This window comes from Micromonospora sp. KLBMP9576 (assembly GCF_050941805.1).
Taxonomy (GTDB): domain Bacteria; phylum Actinomycetota; class Actinomycetes; order Mycobacteriales; family Micromonosporaceae; genus Micromonospora.
In genome coordinates this window covers 4,050,602-4,075,543 of the sequence record NZ_CP194567.1, presented here as the reverse complement: position 1 = coordinate 4,075,543, position 24,942 = coordinate 4,050,602, and the positions used below count along the sequence as shown (strand labels likewise).

Sequence of the window (24,942 nt, the reverse complement as noted above, 5' to 3'; positions counted from 1 at the left end):
GCCCCCCCGCCGCTCTGCCGCTACACGGTGGTCCCGTCCGGCATGTACATCGGGCTGGAGGACGAGTCGGTGCCTCCCCATGCCCTCCAGGCCGTACGCATCGACCCCATCGTGCAGGTCCACCTGAACCGCGAAGCGGTGGGCGCGGAACGGGTGATCGACTTGCTGGGCAGTCAACCTCCGGCAACCGTCGCCCGGATGACCGTGGTGCTTTCGCCGGACGAGACCCGGATCATCGACCGGAATACGGCCCTGGCCTTCGTCAGGGCCAACCGCCTGTACCTCGATCTGCCTGGCCGTCCGGACCTGCTCAGCGACGACGAGGACCAGTTCCTACCCATCGACGACATACGTGACGTTAGCGATCCGGGTTCCGCGACCGGCGTCCGAGTGATACCGGTGAACCACCTGGTGCACGACCTGCTCCCCGGTGCAAAAGAGGCGGATGCCTATCCGCCCATGCGGGGTCAACTGCGGCTGAGGCAGCAAACCGTCGAGATCGGCCTGCCGCTCGGCGGCGCTGCGGCGTCGTCAACGTCCCACGACGCCGCAGCGCCGCCCGCGCTTGCGGCACCGGTGACCGTCCGCAGCTACGCCGACTTGGTGTCACGCCTCGACGGTCTCGCTCCCGACCAGCGCGCGAGCGTCACTGTCACCACCTCCGACGCCAGGAGCACGGTCGTCGCGACGATGCGCAAGAGCGGCCTGGTGGTGCCGATGCAGCTGCCTCAGCGCAGCGAGTCGATCGAGGTGTCGCTGCCCGCCCGGCCCGTCGCCGCCGGGAGTCACCTCGGCACGGACCAGGCCCTGCCGGCAGCGCCACCGACCACCACACCCGCAGGCGCCCGGCAGTCGATCGCGGCGAGCTGGCTGCAGGCCAGGGCGACGGCTAGCCAGCCCTCACCGGACCTGCCGGTCGGGTTTGCCCCCCGCACCGGCGAGCCGACGAGTCGGCTGGGCTGGGGTGAGCGCGGCCTGGTGAAGAAACTAGGCGATCTGCCGCTGGCGGCCGGGGCCGACCTGGTGGCGGCCGAGGTGGTCAGGCACCGTCCTCGACTGGCCTCCGAGGTGGCGCGCGATCGGACCAACGAGGAGATCCGCGACCAGCTCCGCAACCGTTACGACGCCCTGGGGGCGGACGAGTTCGGGCGTAGGCTGACCGGGCTCGGCCTGCACGTGTGGATCACCGGTTCAAGCGGCCCGGGCTCGCGGATGACGGTGCGGTTCGAGCTGGACCTCTCCTCCGGTGCGGATGACCGTCGGCCCCAGCCGGTCCCCGCCGTCGAGGTGGAAAGATCGCCGGCCGGAGAGTTCACCGGAACGTCGATCGACCCCGCCCTGCAGATGGTGGCGCTGACCGGAGAGACGACGTCCAGGGCAGGGGCGGCTGCGTTCCCGGTGAGCGGCGCGCGGGCCCTGCACGGCGTCGCTCCCTGGCTGTCGTGGGTGCAGCTCGGCGTTACGGGGGGTCTCACCCTGGAGAGCCAGGAGTCGCACCGCTCGACTCAGGCGTACACCGGGCAGCGCAGCCTGATCCTGGCCGGCCCGATGCGCTACTTCCGCGTCCGGGGCGAGTGGGTGTACAGCTATTTCAGGGCCGGGGCCTCCCAGCCGTGGGTGTCAAACAGGATCCCCGCAAAGGCCACGGCGGTCCTGGCGTTCCCGGCCGAGCATCTGGAGCTGTCCGGCGCGGTACGCCCGTCTCCCTTCCAGGTCAGCCTGCCACTGAATCCCAACGCTGATCAGCATCGGTGGATCAGGCGGGTGATCAGTATGTCGGCACCGGAGTCCATCGCCGGCCTGCCGGCGCTGGCCGAGAAGCTCGTCAAGCAGCTCGATCTGTCCGACGACGAGGTGCGCCACGACATCGAGGACTGGATCGGCAGCGAGACCCGGATGTTGGAGGCGTACCTCAACGTCGTCGGTCCGGGCGAATGGACCCGCGAGTTCCGCGCCGGCACGCGGGATGTCGCGTTCGTGATCTCGGCGATTCCGCGCGGTGTGCGGTGGGTGGACGAGCGACCGGACCGGGAGGTCAAGGACGACTTCCGGCTCCGGCAGCAGGAGGGTTCGGGCAGGGGGTCGGGCACATCGGTGAACGCGACGCCGTACGGGCGGCCGGCGGTGTATCAGGACATTCTGCGGAAGGTGGGAATCGATGCCAAGACCAACCTTTCCGGCCGATTCAGCGCGGGGGAGACGCTCTCGGCCAGCTCCGCCAAGGGCATCACCACCTGGCATATCACCACGGAGACCGGGCCGATGGCGGTCTACGAGGTCGATGTGACGCTGAAAGCCGAGGTCATCTCCGCCGACGCCAGCGAGTCCGGCACCTCCGTGAGCGTCGACGGCCGGATGGTCGTGCAGGTGGCCCGGCCCGACGCGAGCAGGTTCCAGGAACTGCTGCGGCTGATCAACCTTGGGGCTGCCCGGGTGGCCCTGTCGGGTTCGGACCGGCAGCTGCAGGCCGAGGGCCTGCGGAAGAGCGACCTCCGGCACGCGCCGGCCGAGATCCAGCACCGCGTTTCGCTCGACGGGGGCTTGATCACCGGGCTGCCCGGCCTTGAAGAGGTCATCCCGCAGATGCTCGACCTCGTGCGATCTGTCGAGGCGAACACGCCCAGGGCTACCCGGCGTACCGCCCTTGAGCTGCATCAACTTGGGCGGAAGTTGTCCGCCGTGTACGACCCCTACGGGCTGCGCGCCAACCAGGTCCTGCTGTACGGGCACTCGAGCGGCGACGCGGCCAACGCGGGCGGCGGCAACGAGTACGCCTACGGTCTGCCGTTCGTCGACGTCCGGAAGACCGAGGGCAGGGTGGAGCGCCTCCGGTTCGACCTTTTCCTGCGCCGCGGACAGAGCGCGCAGCCGCCGTCCCACCATCAACCGCGCGAAGGCTTCATGGTGAAGTTTTCCGGGCCCACCGCCGAATTCCAACAGTCGGACAGGCATCAGAGCGGCCGTGCGTTCGACAGTTCGCTCCGCCTTGTCGCCGACGCATCCGAGCACACGCCCGGCGGGCACCTCGCCGTCGGATGGCAGGCCGGCCACAACCGCAGCCAGTCCAGCGCAGAGCAGGTGCAGGCCGGCCAGAACTCGATGATGGTGCGGGCGGTCTCGCACCAGGGCAAGATGTATCCATTCGGCGTGGACATCGAGGCCGTCATCCGGGTGAGCCTCGAAATATCCACTACGACAGCCGGCAGGACGCGCAATACGGAGGTCCCACCCCAGGAACGGGTGCTTGAGGGCCAGGCGAGGATCACGGTTCCCGAGGCGTTCACCCTGCGCGAACCCCCTAAGGCGGGGGACGCAGCGAAGATCCAGGTGACGACGGTCTCCGTGCCTGGCCCGGTCTCCGTGCCTGGCCCGGTCTCCGTGCCTGGCCCGGCAACGCGCGGTCAGGCCGCGATCGAGCTGGACCGGCTGGACAGCGGTGTCATCTCGCTGGGCCCCGACGATCTGATCGGGTACGCGCTCGGGGGAGCGGCGGTGGCCCGCGTGTTGCGCGACACGCCACCGGCCAGGATCGGTCCGGACGGCCTCGCGGCCCTGATCCGGCTGATGGCGAACCCGGACTGGCTCGCGCTGGTCGTCCGCGGCGAGGCGGCGCCTGATCCCGGCAGCGGTGTGACCCTGACCGCCAAGCTGTTCAACCTGCGGGAGGCCGGCCCACGAGGGATCGCGGGACGCGGATGGGGCGTCTGGGAGCGAGGGGTGCAGCGCGGCGTCAGCGAACAGAGCGGCCACGTCCGCGCCTCCGAACGTCCGCCGTTCTATGGCGCACCGAACGTGGTGGAGGGGGGCACGGCTCCCGGCTCGGACGGTCGCCAGGAAATCGCGTTCCTTCCCCTGAACACGCGGACTGTCGGTCACGACTCCCAGACGCGCGGCAGAGCGAGCCTGCACGAGCAGTCGATAGGCAGGTGGGAGGAAGTCGATGCCACATACAACCGGTGGCTGGTCGACCTCGTGTGGACGATGAAGGTCGACAGCGGACCGCCGGTGGAGATACGCGTCGATCGGGTGCCGGTGCTCCGCCGGCAAGGCGTGACGGCGCCCGCGTTGCCGGCCGGTGTACCTCGGGTCCTGGCAACGTCGCGCATCCCGGTGTTGTCGTCCACCCGGTCGTTGGTGCCATTCCCCGGGGGATCCCAGGCCAACCCGTTACGCACGCTGATCGAGTCCCAGCTCACCCACAACAACCTGGCCGGCCTGGTCGACGGACCCAGGTGGCGCGACTGGTTCGGCTCCCCCTCGGAGCTGAAGGAGCTCGGCAAACTCGTCGACCTGGTCCAGTTGCAGACGATGATGCCGACCATGCTCGGCCCCGGCGTCACCCTCCTGTCCGAGAACGGCGCGATGATCATACTGCGGGCGGAGCGCGGTGCCCGTTACGCCCATGCCGGCAGGGAGTCCGACAGCACGATCATCCGTTTCCGCGCGACGACGGTCACCGAAGAGTCGATGACGGCCGGTCTGACCCAGCACGGAAGGCTCGCGACCCCGTTCCTCGTGCAGGCGCTGCCCGGCGAAAGCGCGGTCAGCTCCTTGCGAGTGCACGGCGAAGGCCAGAGCCGGTCGAGCGGCTCCGACGCGATGACTGTCACGCAGCGGGACATGCACCGCGACTTCCTCCAGATCCACGACAGACACACCCACGAGTACATCGGCGACGTCGAGATCATCGTCACTCTCGTCGAGCCGAAGGGGATGGTCAGCAACCTGCCGCGGGTGGTGCGGGGCCTGGCCACGTCCGTGCTTTCCGCACAGCCTTCGAACGTGAAGGAGATCGGCAGGGTCTCGCTTCGGGAACGGGTCGGCATCCCGGAGACCGTGCTGCCGGCTCAGCAAACGGCGACCAAGGTCGCTGCGCCACTCACGGCGACACTGTTGGGGCCGCGGAATCCGGGGGATCGGCGGCGCGCCGGGATCGCCGTGAACTGGTTCGATATCGAGGCGCGTGACATCCGGGAAGGCCGGGTGCTCGTGCTCGATTTCGATCCGGGCTCCGTACGGGCGTTGTATGACGGGATCATGAAGGCCCTGGGCTCGTCGCCGGTCCGCCCGTGGCTACTCGACGGGCTTCCGAGGGTCACTCTTCATCAGCTCATCGAGCAGCTCCCGGCGCCGGTCACTGTCCTGGGCGCGTTGGGAGGGGGCGGCTACGCGGTAGAGACGGGCCGGTCAGAGGGATTGCTCGCCGGCGTCCCCGGCACGATGACGCTCCACTTCGACTTCTTCGACGCCGCAGCCGAGAAGTTCGTCGAGATCACCCTGCGGACCGAACGCGGCGGCAAACCCGGGGCGGCGAGCGGGCAGAACAGCCAGAAGCTCACGCGGGCGAAGGTCGATCTGGTGCCCAGCGTCGCCGCACCCTCGCTGGGAGGCCAGGCGGCCGGCCCTACACGTGACGTGCTGCCGGTCGACCTCAACATCGAGGGACGCTGGCAAGAGTCGCGGGAAAGCGTGGCGGCCGACACATACCTGTACGGCACCTTCCGGGAACGCAGAAGCCCGTACCTGCTGTCGAAGGCAGGCGTACTGGTGACGTTCCGGGTGGACACCGGCGGTAAGGAGGTCGAACAGCGCTTTCGTCTCGACAGGGCCGCGCTGCTGCTGGTCGACCCGGAGACGGCGGTGGCCAGGGCCGGCGCGTTCCACCCGGCGGGCCGGCGGGTCGAAGCCGTGCTCGACGAGGGCATCCGCACCTCCGCCGGGTTGTATCTCGCCGCCACCGGGGACACGGCCGAGACCTACCAGGCAGCCCACGCGCAGCAGGCGATCGGACAGTCGGTGATGGTGTCCGGCCGGTACGATCCGTCAGCCGACCAACTCAGCGGTCGGGACGTGGCCGCCGTGTCCCGTCTGCTGCTCCCGTTGCTCGGCGAACGCAACGTGGTCGTCCTGCCGGTGGGCGGGGTTGGCGACATCCGCGCGCTCTACCCCGGGGGCGCGACGGACCTGACGCACCAACGCTCGTTCGCCGCCCGGCTGGCCGAACGACTCACGCACGACGCGCGGGGAAAACGCGTTCGGGTCATTGCCCCGGCGCACCTCGACGATGTCCTGCAGACCTCCGCCGTGCCGGACGGGCGGAAGCCGTCCACCCAACTGGTCGCGGTGCGCTTCGCCGCGACCGGCGACGGCGGAGCGCTGGGAAAGGTGGACGCGCTCGGGAATTTCGGGGAGCACCTCGCGGACGGGACCTTCCGGCCACTGTCGCACGACCTGACCGCGATCCTGTCCGGAGCCGCTGACGGGCAGCAGCAAGGGCTGCCGGCGGCCCCCCGGGAGCAGGCGCTTCCGATCCGGGGTGCCCGTCCGCCGCAGGACGGATATCGCTGGTCTGCCGAGCGGCCGGTCCCGCCCGCCAACGGATCGACACCGGCCGCGAGCTGGATGACCGGCGCGTCCGTCATCGGCGGACAGACGTCCGACCGCATCCCGCAGCCGGCCGATTCCAGAATTTCCGGCGTGTCGCCGGTGTACGTCCGAAGCGGAACGCGGGGTGAGTTGGTCTTCGGCGCACTCGGGTTGGTGGCGGAAAGGATCGGGAGCTTCGAGAACGTGTTGCACGTGCTCACCGTCGACGGCGACGGCCTCGCCGTGCGGCCCGACGCCGACTACGCCGGCTCGCTGTTGCAGTTGATCGGGGACCGCTATCGCATCAGAGTGGAAGCCCACGACGGGATGGGCGCGGCTGGGGTCCAGCGCGGAGACGCCGCCGGTGATGGCGCCTCCCAGGTGGTCGGTGAGCAGCGGTCCGTGACGGGAAAGGAGCCGATCCGGTCCCCGAAGGGGAAAGAGGCGATTGGCCCGTCGCTCGCCCTCGAGCCGGCTGCATCGGTACTCTCCGACGGGGAGCCGCAGTGGCTGCGGGACTCGCTCGCCCGGCTCCCGAGACCGGACCAGGAGATCCCGAACCTGCTCAGTGACGCGTCGGTGTCCGGTGTCACGGCGGTGCAACCGCCGGACAGCCTCAAAGCCGTCGCGCGCCGGCATCGGGACCAGTACTTCGTGTGGCTCAGCACGGCGCGTGACAGCCCGGTGAACCCGGCGGTGTTCGACTGGCTGAACGAGCGGTTGGAGCAGTTCGCCCAGGCCCGCAGGACACCCATCGTGGTGACGCGCGGCCGAACTACCGCCGGTGGCGTCACCGGGCCGGCCGAGGGGATGCGCGCATCCGGGAAGCACAGCCTGCTCGCGCTGCTGGGCACGTACGGTGCCGCAGTCATACACGAGGTGCCCCAGGGACACGGCGCGTCCAGCGGGTTGAACATAGACAACAGTTGGCGGGTGAGCGGTTCCACGGGCACCGCGGCGGCGGGCACGGAGGCGGGGGTCATCCGGCCGAGGATCGACTCATTTCTGGTGGCTGCCGCCCGTGACATGACCCGGCCGACCACAGCCGTCCACCCGGTTTCCGAGGTGTTCGGCGCGCTCGTGTGGGGCGCGCAGAGCGTGCGCGAGCAGCTCGCGATGTTGAAGTCGCACCGGGACGATCTGCAGAACCCGACGAGCCTGGAACAGGCTGCCCGGATGGCCGAGCGGGTCCCGACCAGCATGAACGTTGCGCTGGTGAAGCCCCTGCTGCGGTTCGGCCCGGACCAGGAGGTCGTGGTCGAGTTCACGCAAGCCTCGCGGATTGCGCAGCCGGGCACGCTGCTGCGGGCGGTCGGTCGGCTCGGTGACACCGCCATGGGCCCCCAGGACACCGGCGTCGCCATGGGCGACTTCGTGGACCTGGTCAAGGCGGTCCGGCTGGGCGCGGCGGAGGCAGATCGCGGCGACTTCGACTTCGCCGTGTCATTGCTCGACGCCATAGACAAGGTCAAGGCCGGCGCGTTCGACGAAGCGGATGCGTTCGTCCGGGAGAACAAGCCGCGGCTGGACGGGGGCCAGAAGGCCATCTGGATCGAGGCGCTCGACGATCTCCGTGCGGATATGACCAGTGACGATCAGCGAGACAACCTGGACAAGGTGCTGAAGGCGGTCGCCGCGTGCTGATCGGGCGTCCCGCGGCCGGCGCGGCAGCGGGGCGCCCGGCGAGCGGCGAATCAGGCCGGCGGGGGGCCGTCGGCAAGCTCTCGCCGCAGGGTGGGCAGCACCTCGGCACCGAGGATGTCCAGTTGTTCCAGCACGGTGGCCACCGGCAGCCCGGCGTGATCGATCAGGAAGAGCTGACGATGGTAGTCCCCGACGTACTCCCGGTAGCCGAGGACCGCGTCGATGATCTGCTGCGGGCTGCCCACCGTCATCGGTGTGGTGCTCATGTGCTCCTCCAGCGAGGGGCCGTGGCCGTAGAGGGGCGCGTTGTCGAAGTACGGCCGGAACTCCCGCACCGCATCCTGTGACCGTGGCCGGACGAAGACATGTCCGCCGAGCCCGACGACCGCCTGCTCGGCGGTGCCGTGACCGTGCGCGGCGTATCGCTCGCGAAAGGTCCGGACGAGCCGGGCCGTGTGCTGCCAGGGCCACATGATGTGGTTGGCGAAGAAGCCGTCACCATGGGCGGCGGCCAGTTCCGCGGTCTCCTCGCTGGCAACCGACGCGTGCCAGACGAATGGCGGTCGGCCCGCGAGCGGTCGCGGCACCGCCGTGAAACCCCGCAACGGCGTACGGAACTCGCCGGACCAGTCGACGGTGTCCTCGTCCCACAGTTGGCGCAGCAGCCGGTAGTTCTCCGCGGCCAGCCGGTGACTGTCGTCGGCGTCGCGGCCGAACCACGAATACACCGAACCGGAGATGCCCCGCCCGAGCATGAGGTCCAACCGGCCGTCGCACAGATGCTGCACGGTCGCGTAATCCTCGGCGACGCGGACCGGGTCGTTGGTGGTGACCAGCGCCGTCGCCGTGGAGAGCAGCAACCGGCTTGTTCGCGCGGCCAGATAGCCCAGCAGCACGGCCGGCGCGGACACGGCGTACGACGGGGTGTGGTGTTCGCCGACGGCGAAGACGTCGAACCCGGCCGCCTCGGCGTGCTCGGCGATCCGTGCCGTGTTGTATAGCCGCTCGTGTTCCGTCGGCACCCGGCCCGTCACCGGGTCGGGGGTGCGGTCGCCGAGACTGTAGACACCGATCTGCATACCCCCCAGACGAACGGGGCCAGCGACCGGTTCAGATCGCGGCCCGGCTCATCGGCCGGGAGTAGCCGTCGTACCCACGTCGCGGGGCAGGTATGCCGTGACGACGATCCGGGTGCCGCGGGTGACGGCGAAGTGCGAAAGATCGGCGATGCCGACGGGCAGCTCACCGTCGACCTCCTGCACGCCGGCCCGGCCGGTCCAGTTGACCAGCGGTCGCTGCCGGCCGTCGAAGGTGTAACCGTAGAGCCGGTAGCCGACGCCCTTGTCCAGGCCACTCAGGGTGGCCCGCACGGTGACCCTGTCGCGGTCTTCGGTGAGCAGTACCGAAAGGGTCGCGCCGGAGTCCTGGTCTGTCGCGGAGGCGACGGCGGTGCGGACGGTGGCCGTCTGCACTGCCGGGGCCGGCGGGTCGAGCAGGGCCTTCGCCGAGAACCCGGCCACCGTGAGGGTGAGCAGAAGCAGAGCGCTCAGGCCCGCGACGGTGACGGCACGCCGGAAGCCGAGGCGCTTGCGTGGAGACTCGGCGCGTTGGTTGTTGTCAGGACGTTGGATGTCCGGCGGGCGGTCGAAGCTGGGTCGGGAGGGGCGCGCGGCAGGTCGTTCGGCGGCCGGCTTCGGCGACGGCGTGGCCTGTTCGCGGACGGGCGCGGGCTCCCGGACCGGTGCCACCGGTGGGGGAGCGACCCGCTGCTGCGCCGGCTCTCTGCGCCCCGTCCGGCCTCCAGCGGCGGCGGATTCCTCCCGGATGCCCGCGCCCGTGCCACCGCGTCGCAACCGGAACCGGCGCCGGTCGGTCTCCGGGGCCTCATCGCGAGGCGTGCCGGCCGGCTCCTGCGGCGGCTCCTGCGGCGCGAACCGGGCCGGAAAGGCCGGCGGCGCCGCCGCTCCCAGCGCCCCGTACAGGTTGAGCAGGCGCTCCCGATCGTCGCTGAGCAGGGCCAGCGCGCCGAGCGTCTCGCACACCTCGGTCGCCGCCGCCCGGCACTGCGGGCACGACTGGAGATGGCGGGCGACCTGCTCCCCGCTATGCCGGTCGAGCGCGTCGAGATGGTAGAGGGCCAGCAGGTCCACCACATGGGCGTCCGTACCGGAGACGTCTTCCACCCGCATCAGACCCCCGGCTCACCGGCTCTCGGCCGTCATCGCTTGACACGCGCACCGCGGAGGCATCTTCACCTCGGCGGCATGAAACCCGGGGCGATGCCGTTGAAGACATCCTGCAGGTCGGACATTCGGCGTTCCCCGATCTCACGCAGCTGTACCGTAACGTCGCGCAGCGCCGCCAGCACAGCGTCCTCGACCTCTTCCCGGCCCGCCTCGTACACCTCCGGGTCGATGCGAACCGACCGGTACTCGCCGATCGCGTTGACCCGAACCCGGACCGCACCGCCCGCCGCCGACCCGACCAGCTCGGCGTCGGCCATCCGGTCGCGGATGGCGTTCATCTCCGCCCGCATGCTCGTCGCCCGGTCCAACGCCTCTCGCATACCCGGATCGGTCACCGCACCCTCATCTCCCTCGACCTGCCTCGACCCACGTCAGCCTGCCACCGGGCGGCCGAGGCGCTGTAGTCCTCCATGTGGGGACGACAACCATGTCCCCGCGCGCTCAGCAGTCCATGATCAGGTAACCGAGCCGGGTGAGCGTCTCCGTCGCGGACGGGTCGTCCCGCGCCCGCTCCAGCACCCGTTCCATCAGCATCGTCTTGATGTCACCGGGTATCTCCTTGAGCCAGGCAGGCACCCGGCTCGTGCCGACCGGCTCGCCCAGGACGACCCGGTGCACCAGATCCAGCGCCCGCGCGGCGGCCACGTCCAGCGAGGTCGGCGCGTCCAGTCGGTCGACCAGGCGCGGCAGGACGGCCAGCACGCCGCGGTCGGCCGTACGCACGAGGTCGATCAGCAGGCGGTTGCGTACCTCCGCGTCCGGCTCGGCGAGGAACCGCCGCGCCAGTTCGGTGGAGCCGGCATCGACGAGCGGAAGGGCCTCGGCAGGACCGGAGTCGGTGGGCGGAAGGGCCCCGACGCCGACCGGCCGCGCATCGTCGGTCGCAGCTGCCGCGCCCGTAGCCCGTGCCAGCAGTCGCAGCCGCTCGGTGCGACCGGCGCCGGGACTGTGCACTCCGGCGAGCCATTCCCCGGGCTGCCCGAAGAACTGGTCGAACCGGATGAGCCACTCCTGGATGAACTCCTCCGCCAACGCCTGCCGTGCCGGATCCGCCGGGCCAGCGGCCCCCGGGAGGTCGGCGAAGGTTCGCCGCGCCCGGCGTGCCTCCCGTGCCAGTTGTGCGTCCTGGAACAGCCGCAGTGGCACGGTCTCCGCCAGGGCCTCAGTCAGCGTCGCGAGTCCGTCGGCTCCGGCCGCGACCGCCGCCGGAGCGAATCGGAGCCGTCGCATGCTCGCCACCGCCCGGTGTAACGCATGGTCCAGCAGCTCGGTGCTCTCGTCCGTCAACCTCTGGCGTGTCGCCTCGTCGACATCGCGGTCGACCCGGGTCAGGGCCGCCAGTACCGTCGCCTCCGCTCGGCCGCGGACAACCTCGATCCGCTCCCGAACCTCGGTCGGCGCGCCCGTCCAGTCGACGGCCCTGGGCACAGTGGGCGTCTCCGTCGGCGCCGTGCCGTTATGGAGGTAGTGGGCGTAACGGGTCCGCAACGCCTGGATCTCCGCGGCCCACTGACTCCCGCGCACCTCGTCCGGGCCGCCGGAGAGCTGACTGCTCAGGTGCAGCAGGCCGATCTCGTCCTCGATCCGTGCGGCCAGCTCGGCCCGGACAGCCAGGGTGGTCTCGGGCGCGAATCCGGCCGCGTGGGCCGCCAGCCAGGCGTCGGCCGTTCCAGCGCGGGCGGCCTGCCAGATCTTGGCTCGGTCGGCGGGGTCAACGGAACCCAGCAGCCCGTCGATCCCGAAGGTCGCCTGACGCACGGCCTGATCGACGGTCTCCCGGACCTGAAGGGCGAACGCCAGTACGTTCTGGACCACCCGCCGGTCGTCGTACGGGCCCGGCACCGCGTCCAACAACCCCCACAGGGCCCGCAGCGCGTCGGCGTCGACGGTCTGGGCCATCGGCAGCACCGCATCGAGCAGCCGCCCGGGCCTCACCTCACGCAGCACCGCCCGGCCAGTCGGCGAGTCGGACAACGTGCGCAGGTCGGGGTTCGCCAGCCAGGCTTCGACGGTCTTCTTGATCCGGCCTTGCCGCTGTTCGAGCAGCCGCTCGACGTCCTCTCGCCTGTACCGGAAGGCGGCCGCGTCGGCGTGCAGCCCGGCCAGGACGGAATCGGAGCGGGTCACCCGGTCTATGAAGGCGTGGACAGCCTCGGTCTGTTCCCCGTCCACATGCGGATGCGCTGCGCGCCCGGCGTCCAGGACTGTCGCCACCGCCTCCGTCAGCCGCTGCCCCAGTTCCTCACGGCCGGGCAACTCCCGGACGATCGTCGCCAGATGCCGGTGCAGCCACTCCGCGGCCCCGGGCTCGGCGAGACGGTCGCGCAGGCCCAGCAGGACCGCCCGCGCGTCGTCGGTGACGGTGTCGGACGACGACGGCGGCAGGCCCGCCACGAAGACGCTGTGGACTCCGGCCCCGTTCAGAATGTGCCGTAGGGCCGCTGCCCCCCGCCGGCCGACGACAGCTTCCGAGTGCGCGTCGACAAAGTCCAGGTACGACCGCCGCGCTACCTCGCGAGCGGTGGCGTCCAGCAGCACCCTCTCGGCGGCCTGCCACGCCTCGGCGGCCTCCGCGAAGTCGCGGTTGGCCGCGGCCCCCCGCGACTTCGCGGTGGCCAGCGCGGTCTCGTGCCCTCTGAGTCGATCGACCAGATCGCGGTACCGCGACTCGAACAGCCGTGCCGCGGCCAGTGGGCGGTCCATCTCGAAGGCCGCGGCCGAGAACGCCTGCTCGGCAAGCCCCCGGGCGGCCGACTCCCATTCGGCGGCCAACCGAGGGGCGGTCTCCGGGTTCTCCCGTGTCCACCGGGCGGAAAGGCCGCCGAGCCGTCGCCGGATCGCCGCCACCTGGTCGGCGAATTCGGAGCGTAGCCGGAACTCCCGGATGAGCTCGAGGTAGGTGTTGTGCCGCGCGGGGTCGTTGTCACTCCGGTCGAACGCCTCGCCGGCGCGACGGAGGAAGTCGTCGAGGACTTCTCCCTGGTGTTGGCTGAAATCCCCGCTGAGGACACGGTGGTGGAAGTCCGTGGTGAGGTCCGGCCGGTTCGCCGGCGGCGAGGAAGGACCGGGGCGGCCGGGGCGCTGCCCGTCCGTGATCTGCCCGGCGGGCTGCGGGTACCGCTTGCGGATCATGTCCAGGAGTTGGCCCCGTACCCGGTCGTGAACCGCGCGGACGGAGCGGCTGATCTCGCCCGCACCGACCCACTCGGCCGTGCGGTGCAACCGCTTGCCGACGGCGTCGGCCAAGGCGCCCTCGCCCCGGTTGGTGCTGATGGGGCGGAGCAGGCCCGCGAGGTCTTCGGTCAACCGCCGGGCGAGCTCGTCGAGCTGGGCGAACTCCCACTCGTCGACCACCTGCCGGCGCCAGGCCGCTCGATGCTCGCTGACGGCCCGGTCTGCCAGTGTGGTGAGCGAGGCGACCATTTGCCGGTCGGAGAGGTGGCGGTCGAGTGCCGTCCGCAGGCGATCCCGGGAAACGATCCAGGCGCGATGCTCGGCAGCCCCGAACTCCTCGCTCTTGGCGACATGTCGATCGAAGATCGTGAGTAGGTCCTGCTTGATGGCCGCGCTCTCCGCATCGGTGACGCCGGGACCCGTGCCTGGCAGCCGGGCCACGGCCATCAGGTGGTCGATGAGCGTGGCGAACGCGAGGCGGGCCGCCGCCTTGCGCGCGTGCGACCTGACCCAGCCGTCCGCACGGGTCAGGTGCCCGGCGAGGACGTCCGGCCAGGGCGGCTCCGATCGGCCCGGTGCCCGCGACCCGCCGGCGGCGTCCTGGTTCACCTTGACGTGGTGCTCCCGCAACGCCGTGGTCACCATGTCGAGGAAGGCCCGCTCCGACGCCGGGTGCTGGCTGGTGTCGGCCGGCCCGCGCCGTGCCGCCACGGCGACGCGGGACTGGATCCACGCGTCCGCGACGGACAACTCGCCCGCGACGTGTCGTTCCCAGTCGGCGCGGTCGAAGTGCCAGGACTTGGCGCGGCGCTGGATGGCGTCACTGCGGAGCAGAGCGGCGAAGTCGCCGGCCGCCTGTCGGGCGGCGGCAGCATCCGGGCCGGTGAACCGGGCCACCAGCTTGGCCGTGACGTCGTCGACCCGTGTGGTCACCACCGCCAGTTCGGCGACGAAACCGGAGCTTCCGGATACGGAGATCGGGTTCGTGGCCACCGAGCGCAGGAGATCGGTGCGCAGTCCGTCGGCGACGCCGGCCACCCTGACGACGGCGGCACCGATCTCCTGGGCCAGAGACTTCTGTTCGGCGACCCCGAGGGACGGAAGCGGCGCCGGCCGCCCCACGTCGAGCAACGGCCGGAGCACGTCGTCGACGGCGGCGGTGAGATGCCCACGTGTCGCATCGTCCACCGCCAGATCCTCGATGAGCGCCCTGGCCCGTCCGCCGATCAGGTGTGTGCTCAGCCAGGCGTCCGCGGTCACGAGGAACCCGTCGAGACGGAGGTCCCACGTGCGCGCGTCGTCCTCGGTGAATCGCTCGAGCCGTGGGTACGCCCTCTCGAAGTGATCAACGACTTTGGCGTGCAGGGCCGCGGCCGCTTCCTCGGCAGCCGGCCGGGTCAACTCCGGCTGCCGGGCGAGCACGAGCGCCGTGGTCTCGTCGACCTTCGTCGGGATCCGGGCGAGCGCGGCCGACCTGCGCTCGTGGGTCGCCTTCCAAGCGGAGGCGCCGTCGAGGTGCTGTTGTAGCTTCCTGGTCCAGGCTCGGTCATCCAGTTCCCACCACCGTGGCCTGTGGGCGTCGAAGTCGGCCAGGATGTGGTTCAGGAGAGCGGCGCCGGCCGGGCCGTCACGCAACTCCTCGTGACGCTCCAGGCGCCGCCGCAGTGCATCGCGCGCGGACTCGCCCGTCGGCACCGGGACCGGTTCGGCCGCAAGCAACCAGACGGCGTCCGCCGCCCCCTCGCGTACGGCGGCGTGCACCTGATGATGGTCCTTCCCACGCGGGGCGCGCGGCTGTAGATGCGAGGTAAGGAACGTCGCCAGGCGATGCTGTTCCGCCTTCTCGAGGCGGGGCCAGAGCCGTGCGGAAGGCGCCTCGCCGAGCGTCGCGGGCAGCGTCAGCACATTGGCGATGCGCTTCTCCACCTCGCCGTCGACCGATCGGGTGATTGCCGTGCGCTCCGCTGGTGACAACCGGGCTTCGTCCCGCAGCCGTTGGTCCACCATCCGCGTGACGTCCTGCCGTAGCTGCTGCCCGAGCATGTCTACGGCAAGCCAGGAGTCCACCCCTTCGGTCAGCGAGCGGGCTTTCTCGCGCCACTGCGCCGCAAGGCTGTCGGTGAAGTGGTGGCTTGGCGCTCCGAGCGTCTGCCGTACCGCGTCGGTGAAGTGGCCGACCGCGGCGTCCGCGGCGGTCTCCTGACCTTCCTTGATGGTCATCCTTGTCAGCGCCTCGTTCGCGTTGCGCCGCGCGTCGGCGACCAACTGCTCGTGGAGCTCGAACGAGCGGCTCCAGGTGTCCCGGTTGGCGACATTGTGCTCGAAGCTTTGCCACCACGGCGCCCGGTCGAAGTTCCAGTCCTCGGCGTACGCGGCGTCGAAGCGCGCCAGTTCGGCATCGCGGAAGGCAGCCCCCGCGGCGTCGTTGGTGACGATCTCGCGCAGGCGCTGCTCGAGCGCGGCTCGTTCGGCCCTGCCGGCGGCCTCGTCCAGGACCGGACGCTCTGCCGCCGCACGCACCAGGTCGTTGCGCAGCGCCTCGCGGATCCGGCCCAGATGGTGGTTGGGCCTGCCCGGAAGGTGCGCGATGAACCGCGCACTGATCTCTGTCACCAGTGCCTCTTCGTCCACCCAGGTCGCGTTCAGTGCGCTGCGGCTGATGGTCTGGTAGCGGGAGAGCACCTCCTCCACGCTTCCGGTCAGGGCGGCGATCAGGTGCGGCCGGGGATTCTCACCCTCGGCATGCCAGCCGTTGCGGCGGGCCTGCTGATGCACGTGTGCGTGGACGAGCTGGCCGCGGACGTGGACCGTGAGCCATCCGGAGAGCGTCTCGGCGTGCGCCTGGTACCACTCCCTGATCTCTTTCACGTCTGCTGCGATGTAGGACTTCCCGGGGGCGGTGCGTTCACTTAGGTGCTGCTGGGCCTTTCGACGGAACGTGTCGGCGGCATTCTGCAGTTCGTCGTTCATCCAGTCCCGGCGTGGAATCTCCTGCATCGCGCGGCCCAGGTCGGCGTCGAGCTTGGCGGAGAGTTCGGTTTTGAGCAGGTGCATCGGCACCCAGGAACGGAACGAGCCGATCGCCTCGTCGTAGCGCTCGCGCCACTTTCCGTGATCGAGGGGTCCGGGCATCTGCGGATAGGTCGAGTGGAACAGATCGTCCACCGTCTTCTTGAAGGCGGCACCGGCCTCGAGGTGTTCATGGGTGGGCTCGCCCGGCGTGATCTTGGAAAGCTGGTCCCTGAGGTCGCGGTCGAGTAGGTCGGACAGCCCGCGTTCCTCCTGGATCCGTCGAGCCGACGGCACGATGGCGGCGTGCAGCGCCTCCGGCTCCAACCTTTCCCGGAGCGTGGTCGCCCACCGGGTGCGGTCGAAGTTCCAATCCTTGGCATGCAGCGCATTCAGATCGGCAAGAATCCGCTCACGGACGAGGGCGGCTGCCGCCTTATGATCGGCGCTCTGATCGATGGTCGTGGGCGGATTTTCCCGCCACCGTTTCAATGCCTTGTCGAACGCCTCGGCCGCCTGGGTGTGTGCTGTCGGCAGACGGGTGGCCGCCACCGGGCTCTGCCGGAGCGACTGCGTCAGGACATTAATCAGTGCCACCACGTCCGGACTGCGCACGCTGGCGGGGAGACGGCCCTCCACCTCCTCCACCAACCGGATCTGCTCGGCGGGCCCGACCGCCCCGGGGGCCAGCAGGTGCGCCCGCAGGCCGAGAAGCGGCGTCAGGGCCCCCGTGACCGCCTGCCGTGCCCGCTCGAGGCGCTCGCCGTGCAGGCCGGCGACAACCATCCCCTCGGCCCGGGCTCTCACCAGATACACGCTGGCCCAGGAGTCGGACGAGGCCATGGCTCTGGCATAGCGTTCCTGCCACGCCTTGTGGTCGGCGAGGCTCGGTACCGTCGGATAGGTCGAGCGGAACAGGTCACGCACGGCGGACGTGAAATGTGCGCTGGCAAACTGGATCTGCACTTGTGGCGTCCGGTTCTGCTCCATCCGACCCATCTGCCGCAGGACGGCGCGATCAAGATCCTCGCCCAGCGCCAGCTGCTCCCGGATGCGCCACCTCGTCGCCGCTATGGACACGCTGAGACTCGCCACTGCGGAACGGAACTCCCGGTGTCGCTCCGCATGGTCGTGATCCCAGCCCTGGGCATACCGGGAATCGAGTCGGTCGAGGATCCTGTTCCGGACGGTGGTGGCCGCGTCCCGGCTCACGTGGTCACCCGCCGGCACCGTGTCCAACAGCCCGGCCAGGGCGCGGTCCAGCTTCTGCTCCGCCCTGGCGCGTTCGGCGGCGAACCCGGTCCCGGCGGCGAAGGCCGCCGGTTGCAGACCCGCGAGCTGCGCGCCCACCCGGGCCTGTACGTCGGCCACCACGGAGGCCGCTGCGCCGGCTGCCGCGTCGGCCGCCATGCCAGCCTCCACGCCGGGCACCGTCGCCGCGACCAGGTCCGGCGCCTTGACGTTCTGCCATATCTGCGACAGCAGGCTCTGCTGCTCCGCGGTCCCGAGTGCCGCCGGGAGGCCCTTGGTGATCTGCCCCTGTAGGGCACCGTCGAGGTGGGTCTTCAGCGCGTCGACGGAGCCGCGCACCTGCTCCAGAGCGTGCGCTCCGAGACCGGCCGGCGTCCCCTCGGCGAGCGCCCGATCCACGACCTCCGCCACACGACGGCGCATCAGCTGCGCCGTCAGGTGCGCGTCGGCGGTGCGAGACAGCGTCGCGTACTGCTGCCGCACGGCGTCGAGGGCCTCGACGCTCCCGGACGCCGCCTTCGCCGTGTCGTCCAGGCTGCTGAGGAACCGCGTCGACACGGTCTGCGCGGCGTTCTGCAGCTCCCGCAGGTCGGCGCCGGACACCTGGAACCGGCTGATCGCTGCCTCGAGTTCTCGGCGCAGGGCTGACCCCAGCTCCTCCCGCAGCCCTCTCCACCGCCGCTCGTTCAGGGCGCGGCCGAACTCGTCACCGTGCGCCTTCTCCCGCTCCAGCCACCACCGCCGGTCCGCCGCTCGCGACAGCGAGGTGTCGTGAGCGGCGAGGAACTCCTCGCGATGGACGACCGCCACCTCGGCGACGTACTCGGGGCGCTGAAAGCCGACCGAACGGGCCGAGGCGGCGAATTCGATCTCCTGGAACTCGGCCGCGGCGGCCCGCAGGTGTGTGTCGGCCACGCTCAGGTGATCGGTGTGGCGCCGCAGGTCGGCGCGGAAGGCGTCCTTGCGGGCCGCCCACTCGGCGTCGAGTTGTACGCGGGGCACGTCACCACGATCGGCGGCGTGGAAGATCTCGTCGTGGGCGCGCTTGAGGCTGATCGCCAGATGGGTCTCGGCGAGCGGCCAGTACCTGGTCTCCAGGGAACGGTTCGCGTCATCGAGCGTGTTGAGCGCCCGCTCATTGGCCATGACGTCGTCGAGCGCGGCGCTGACCCGTCCCTCGCGGGCGATCTCGTCGAGTTCGGCCCGGAGCCGGTCGCCGGTCAGGCTGTCGAAGGACGACCTGAACTCCGCTACCCGCGTCTCGGCCCGGTCGCCGGTGACGTCGGCCAACCTGTCCTGCGCCATCGCCTCCGCGCGTTCGCGCACGCTGTGTCGCAGCCGGGTGAGCTGGGCGTCGGTCAGGTCGGGAGTGAAACCCTCCGCTCGGCGTGCCGCATTTCGCGCGGCGACCGCCTCATCGACCCGTATGTTGATCTGATGCGCGAGCGCCAACCTGGCCTCCGCACCCACGGAGCCGAGGGCCTTCACCTCGCTCTCGATCCCGGCGCTGGTGGGTAGCCGGAATTCCGCGCCGGCCCCGGAGCCGCCGGTGGGCCGCCACGGATTCTCCGCGGCAACTGTGCCGGCCTCGACGTCGATCCTCGCCGCGGCGCTCAGGAACCCGGGATCGTGCTGGACAAGCAGGTCGTACGCCGCTCGTACGTCTGTCTCTACCTTGAGCGTCCGGTTCGGCGCGAGAAGCTCGTCCAGCCGCGTCGCCCAGACGCTCTCCACCGCGGGCGCGTCCGGCGACCACCGCTCCATGCTCAGGTCACCATCGGCGCCGAACAGCCTCTCGTGCTCCTGCCGGACCATCTGGCGCGCGGTGGCGCGCAGTTCCGAGAGAACCACAGCCGGAACGGGAAGGTCGTCGGTGGCCGTGACAGCGAGGGCGACACGGTCGCCGTGTGCACCCGCTTCCCATCCCGCCAGGTAGCGCTCGACGCGCCGGGTCAGCTCCACGTCCAGCAATGTGTCGAGACGCTCCCGGATCTGCTGCTCGGGGGTCGGCTCGCCCCCGGTGGCAACCGGAGCGCGCGGCACCGCCACGTCGCCCTTGGCGACGTCGTCCAGGGACCGGGTGATGAAGGCCTCGTACCGCTCCCAGAACGCATCGCGTACCGCCGTGTCGGACTCCGCGTCCCGGACGCCGAGCAACCGTGTGCGGTCGCCCGTCGCCAACAGCCGGTCGAACACCTCGTCGACGCGGGCGCGGGCCGCACCTGCCTGCTCGTCCCACAGCGCCCGGGCATCGAGTCTTTGCTGGTGGGTGTCGATCAGCTTCTGGTAGGCACCCTGGAAGCCGACCACGTCGGAGTGATCGTGCCAGGTGGTCTCGCCCAGATAACGCTTCGTCAGGGCCCGGACGTCGGCGAGGAACGCCTCCTGAACGGCGTCGTAACCCCGCGTCGACGGCACCATCGCATTCCCGGTCGCCCCGACGGGATCGAATTCGTCCCGCGCGCGCCCCAGGAGCATCTGCACGGTGTTGTGCAGGTCAAGCTGACCTTCGGTTTTCTGCCGCCGGACCGCGTCGGGGCTCTCGTTGACCGGACCCTGCATCGGTGCGCCGGCTTCGTCCGGGCGCCCGCCCAGCCAGACGATCCGGTCGCCGCCACGGGGCGGCAACTGCCGCGCGAAGGCTTCCGCCTCAGCGGCCACCCACGGCGGGGTGGGTTGTCCCTTGACGCCGACGACCACGTCGCCGTCGCGTGCGTAGGCGCCGCCGCGGATGTCGACGGCCTGGTCGATCGGTGCGTTCGGCGGCCGGAACCACACACCCAACCGATCGGACACCCGCGTCCAGCCGTCGAACAGCGGGCGGGAGCCCAGGCTGCCCGGCTGCCCGGGACCGGCCGGTGCCGCTGGTCGGGGGCTCCCGCCGGACGGGCGGATGTGCCACTCCGCGGCCAGGTGCGGCAGCGTCGGCCGACCCTCCGCGTCGACAGGTGTCGCCCGCGCCGCAGCCGACAGGTCCGGTTCGGGGGGCCCGGCCATGGCGACGGTCAGCCCGATCCGATCCGCCAGGGCCGCCTGTTCCACCGGTTTGAGGAAGGGGGCGTGCACCACGGTGCGCGGCCGTACCGCCGGCGTGAGCCCGGACAGGGGCGCCTCCGGGTCGACGCCGGCGCCGAACACCACCCGGTGGCGGCCGGGCAGCTCGGAGAGCTTGGCGGCGGCTGCCACGATCTCCCGGTCGGCGGGAATCTGGGTGCCGTCCACATGGACGACGGTGCGGCCGCTCATCGAGGTGATGCCCGCGCCGCTGCCTTGCAGGTGGGACCGGATCACGCCCGCTTCCACCGACGGTGAGCGGCCCGGCCGTACCAGGTCTGCCGCGACGTCGCCGGCCGGCAGCGGCTGTTGTGCCACGACGGCGCGTTCCCGCACGTACGCCGCCGCCAGGCGGCTCACCGCGTCGTCGGGCACCAGCGCCATCGCGCGCGGATCCAGGCGGCCGAAGTCGGCGAGCGCGGGATGGCCGGCCACCGGCGGGGCGGCCGGCCCGTCGCCAGGCGTGCCCCCGCCCGGCGTCGCCGGCGGCCGGACCTCGTCCACCGGCTTCGGCGCCGAACCCGCCGCTGTCCGGCCCTCCTGGACGGCCCCGTCGGTGAAGTAGCGCGGAATCCGGTCATGCATGTCCCGCTCGAACGAGTCCCACCGCCGCAGCGTCTTCGCGTCGAACGCCGGCCCCCGGTACGACAGGTGCCCGCCGGATCGCAGCAGATCGGCGACCCGGGCGTGGATGTGTTCGTGCGCCCGTTGCAGCGCGGCGACCCGGTCGGCCTCACCCACCCCGCGCGCCGCCGCGTCGGCGTATGCCTGCTCGATGTGTTTGTGCAGGCGGGCCGTCTCGTGGTGGGCGACCCCCTGTTGGACCAGCTGAGCGCGCAGGTTGCGTAGACCATCGGCGAAGGTGATCTCCGCGAGCTGGAACTGCCTGCTCCGGGGACCCAGGCCGGCGGCGATGACAGGCCCGAACGTCCGGTCGAACAGGCCGTCCACCGCCGCGCCGTGCTGCGCGCGGAAGCGTGCCGCGTTCTCTGCGCCCAGGGATTCGAGCGAGAACAGACGTTGCTCCCCGTCCGGCCCGCGCGAGCGCCCGGCCAGATATCCGGCATGCCGCTCCGCCTTCGCGTACTCCACCGCGATGTTGGGCCGCAGGCCTTCGGCGCTCGCCGCCGAACGAAGCGCCGCGGTGTATCTGGTGTCCACCTCCCTGACCGAGGCGGGTGGGGGAGACGGATGCGTGACGTACGCCGTCTGCGCCTCACGGACGAAGTACCCGCCGAACTTCTGCTTGAGGGCGCGGAACTCCTTGTCCCGGCCGGTGGCCCACTTCTGCGCCGCCCGCTCGTCGTCGCCGTGCAGAACGCGTCCCTCGGCGAGCGTGCGGTCCCGGTCGACGGCCAACGCCGGAGAACGCACCTCGGGGGATTCCCCGGACCGGTGCGCGCGCAGGCCCGCCCGGAAGTCGTCGATCGCCTCGAGAACCTTCCCCGGTGACCGGCTGCTGAACCGGTCGGTGAGGGCGGCTGTCTCCTTGGGCCCCATTCCGGCCCGACGGGCGATGTCGGCGGCGACCTTCCCGAGCGCGTCCTGCATCTCGCCGTGGCGCAGCTGGCCGAAGTCGCGGTGCACACCATGCCGGATCTCGTCGATGTGCCGGGCCACCCCGGCCTCGGCGGCGAAGAAGTCGACGAACCGGTCCAGCCGCCGGGCGGCCAGCGCGTTGTGCTCGGCCACCGGGTTCGGTGCCAGTTCCCGCAGGGCCATCCCCTTGACCGAGGGCCAGAAGTCCTGCCGCATCTCGCTGAGGCGTTCGGATCGCCAGGCGCGCTGGCGCGCACCGTCGGTCACACCCCGTACGCTGCCGTCGCCCACCTCGGCGAGTCGGTCGTGCCGAACGGTGTTGTTCTTCGCCGCCGTCTCCAGCAGCGCGTGGGCTTCACGGACCCTCGCCGCACCGTCGACGCCCGTGCCGACGCCGTGCTGCCCGGGGCGGGAGTCGGCGGGTGCGCCGGGGTGGCCGCCCACTGCCCGGGGGAGCTCCGGCGCCACGGGCACAGGGGCGTCGACGGGATTGCCCGCGACGCCGGGCTGCTGGCGGAGCTGCGCCGGCTGGGCGGCGACACCGTGGCCGCCGTTGGCACCCGCCGCCGTACGCTCGACGGCCAGCGGCTCGCTGCTCACGCCGGGATGGCCGTCGCGTGGTGGGGTCGCTGGCGGGCTGCCGTGCTCGGTGGGCAGCCGGCCGGGTGCCGTCGGATGCGCCCCCTCGGCGGGGACGTTGCGGGTGCTGGCGGGGGCGGTCGTTTCGGTGGGGACGTTGCGGGTGCTGGCGGGGGCCACTGTTTCGGCGGGGACGTTGCGGATGCTGGCGGGGGTGCTTCGGGAGCCCTCCGGGAGGTTGCCCGGCGCGCCCGGCTCGGTGGCCTGGACCCGGCTGGGCGCCGGTGACTCATGTCCGGCCTGGAGGCTCGGGCCGGTGCCCCGCTCGCCGGGAGCCGGCGCCCGGGGGCCGACCGATGCGGCGTCGGGCACCGGGCCGGGCGTCTCGGCCCGCGCCCCCTCCGCGCCGGGCGGCCCGTCGGCGCGGAAACCGGCTGGGGCGGTGGTGGTGGCGTGCGGGGGCGGGGTGGTGGGGTGCGGGGTGGTGTGCGTCGGTGCGCTGGCGCTGGCGCTGGCGCTGGCGCTGGTGTGCGGGGGTGGGCTGGCGACCTTGCCGCCGTCGAAGACATCGTGGGGGGTCATCGGCATGCGCCCCGGGGTCGGCTGGGCCAGTGACCGCGGCAAGTCGTCCAACACGCGCTGCACCCGCGCCGGGTCCGGCCCGCCGCCCACGGTCACTCCCGGATCGACCTGTCGCACGGAGACCGGCAGCTCGCCGACCGGATGCGTCGCGCCCACCCGGCCCGTGCCGGGGCTCCCCGCGTCGAGGTGCGGGGTCGGCGGCAGCGGCGACGATGAGCCGTGCGGCGGGTCGACGCGACTCGCCGACCCGGCCGGCGACGACACGGTTGGTGACGGTGGCTCGCCGTGAGCGGTGGTGGGCCGGCCGGCGTCGAGCCGGGCCGGCGCGATCGCGTGCGGCCCGGCCGGCGAGGGAAGTGACCCGCCTGGGGTGTCCCCGACGGGGAGCGGGCGGCTGGTCGGCGGTGGGGACTGGGCGCCGACCGAGGGAACTCTGTCGATCTGCCGGTCGGTGTCCAGCCGCGCCGCGGGGTTGCCACGAACAACTGACGTGTTGGCCTGCGGAGCCATCGGCACCCCGGCACCGCTGCCGGCACTGGCGACATGGGTCTCCACTCTGCCCGCGACGCCGGGGGACCCGCCCCCGATGTCGACCCTGCCAGAGATGTTCGCCGCGGTCTCCGGGTTGACGGCCGTGCTGCTGACCGCCCGGGACGGGTTGACGTTGATGTCCAGGCCGAGGTTCCCGGTGGCCGGGCCGCCGACATTCGTCTGCGCCGGACGCACGGACATGCTGAGGTTGGGCATCGCCGTGTCGCCCGAGCCGGTGCCGGGACGCTGGACGCTGTGCAGGCCGGTGCTCTGCTGATTCGGCCTGGCCACGTTGGACGGCAGCGTGGCCGGCACGTCGGTGATGCCCGGGTTCGCATCCATGGCACGCAGCGCGGAATAGTTGATCGAGAACAGGCCGCCGAGCAGCGCACCGAGCCCGACGCTGATTCCTTCGTACTTGTTGATGTGGAAGGTGCTGTCGGTGGCGAGCGCGCCGATGCCCTCGGCGACCATGTCGATGGCGAAGGCCTCGATGCCGTAGACGACAAACCCGGCGAGGAACTCGACGAACATGCGCCCCAGCGCGCTGGAGAGGCTGACGATCCGGGGTACCACCTGGACGGCCAGCCAGGTGATCGCCGCCGGGATGAGGAAGAAGTCCAGCGGCAGCATCACGAAGAACAGCAGGGCGCTGACCAGCGCCATGATGAACTGCTTCTCGAGCTCCTTGATCCGCTTCTCGGTCTGGTTGGCCATGTACCGGAGCTGGTTGGCCCAGGAACGCGCCGAGTCGGCGACCTGGCCGAGGACGACGTTGAGGCCGTTCGCCGCCTTACCGGCCGCCGGACCCGCCTGGCCCGACCAGACCGTGGAGTTGACCGCCGCCAGCACGTTCTGGCCCAGCAGCACGAGCCGGTCGGCCTGGGCGTCCCACTCCGCGGCCTCGGCCCGCAGATTCGCGGGATCCGGAAGAACCGGTTCGACGCTGGCCACGACCGCCTATTCC

The 24,942-nt window shown here is 71.3% G+C and carries 5 protein-coding genes; 1 reads left to right on the top strand and 4 read right to left on the bottom strand.

Features of this window, described 5'->3' with window-relative positions; genetic code table 11:
• Window positions 1-42 precede the first annotated feature (42 nt).
• A complete protein-coding gene (locus tag ACQ452_RS17785) occupies window positions 43-8,010 on the top strand; it encodes a hypothetical protein (protein ID WP_433386010.1) in 7,968 nt (2,655 codons plus the stop codon).
• Between the two features lie 50 nt (window positions 8,011-8,060).
• On the opposite strand, the gene ACQ452_RS17780 is transcribed toward ACQ452_RS17785, so the two are convergent.
• The 4 genes from ACQ452_RS17780 to ACQ452_RS17765 all read right to left on the bottom strand — a co-directional run bounded on the left by ACQ452_RS17780 (window position 8,061) and on the right by ACQ452_RS17765 (window position 24,929).
• A complete protein-coding gene (locus tag ACQ452_RS17780) occupies window positions 8,061-9,089 on the bottom strand; it encodes a CE1758 family FMN-dependent luciferase-like monooxygenase (protein ID WP_433386007.1) in 1,029 nt (342 codons plus the stop codon).
• 48 nt (window positions 9,090-9,137) lie between these two features.
• Window positions 9,138-10,199: a hypothetical protein gene (locus ACQ452_RS17775; protein ID WP_433386004.1), complete on the bottom strand. Its 1,062-nt coding sequence runs from the start codon at window positions 10,197-10,199 to the stop codon at window positions 9,138-9,140.
• A 62-nt stretch (window positions 10,200-10,261) separates the two neighbouring features.
• Window positions 10,262-10,591 (bottom strand): YbaB/EbfC family nucleoid-associated protein, encoded by a 330-nt coding sequence (locus tag ACQ452_RS17770; RefSeq protein WP_433386001.1) that lies wholly within the window; start codon window positions 10,589-10,591, stop codon window positions 10,262-10,264.
• Between the two features lie 106 nt (window positions 10,592-10,697).
• Window positions 10,698-24,929, bottom strand: a complete 14,232-nt coding sequence (locus tag ACQ452_RS17765) for a hypothetical protein (protein WP_433385998.1) — start codon at window positions 24,927-24,929, stop codon at window positions 10,698-10,700.
• Between the last annotated feature and the right edge of the window lie 13 nt (window positions 24,930-24,942).

What these genes read in the sequence shown, in the direction of transcription:
- ACQ452_RS17785 (WP_433386010.1), top strand. Translation starts at nt 43, where the DNA reads ATGTACATCGGGCTGGAGGACGAGTCGGTGCCTCCCCATGCCCTCCAG.
- ACQ452_RS17780 (WP_433386007.1), bottom strand. Translation starts at nt 9,089, where the DNA reads ATGCAGATCGGTGTCTACAGTCTCGGCGACCGCACCCCCGACCCGGTG.
- ACQ452_RS17775 (WP_433386004.1), bottom strand. Translation starts at nt 10,199, where the DNA reads ATGCGGGTGGAAGACGTCTCCGGTACGGACGCCCATGTGGTGGACCTG.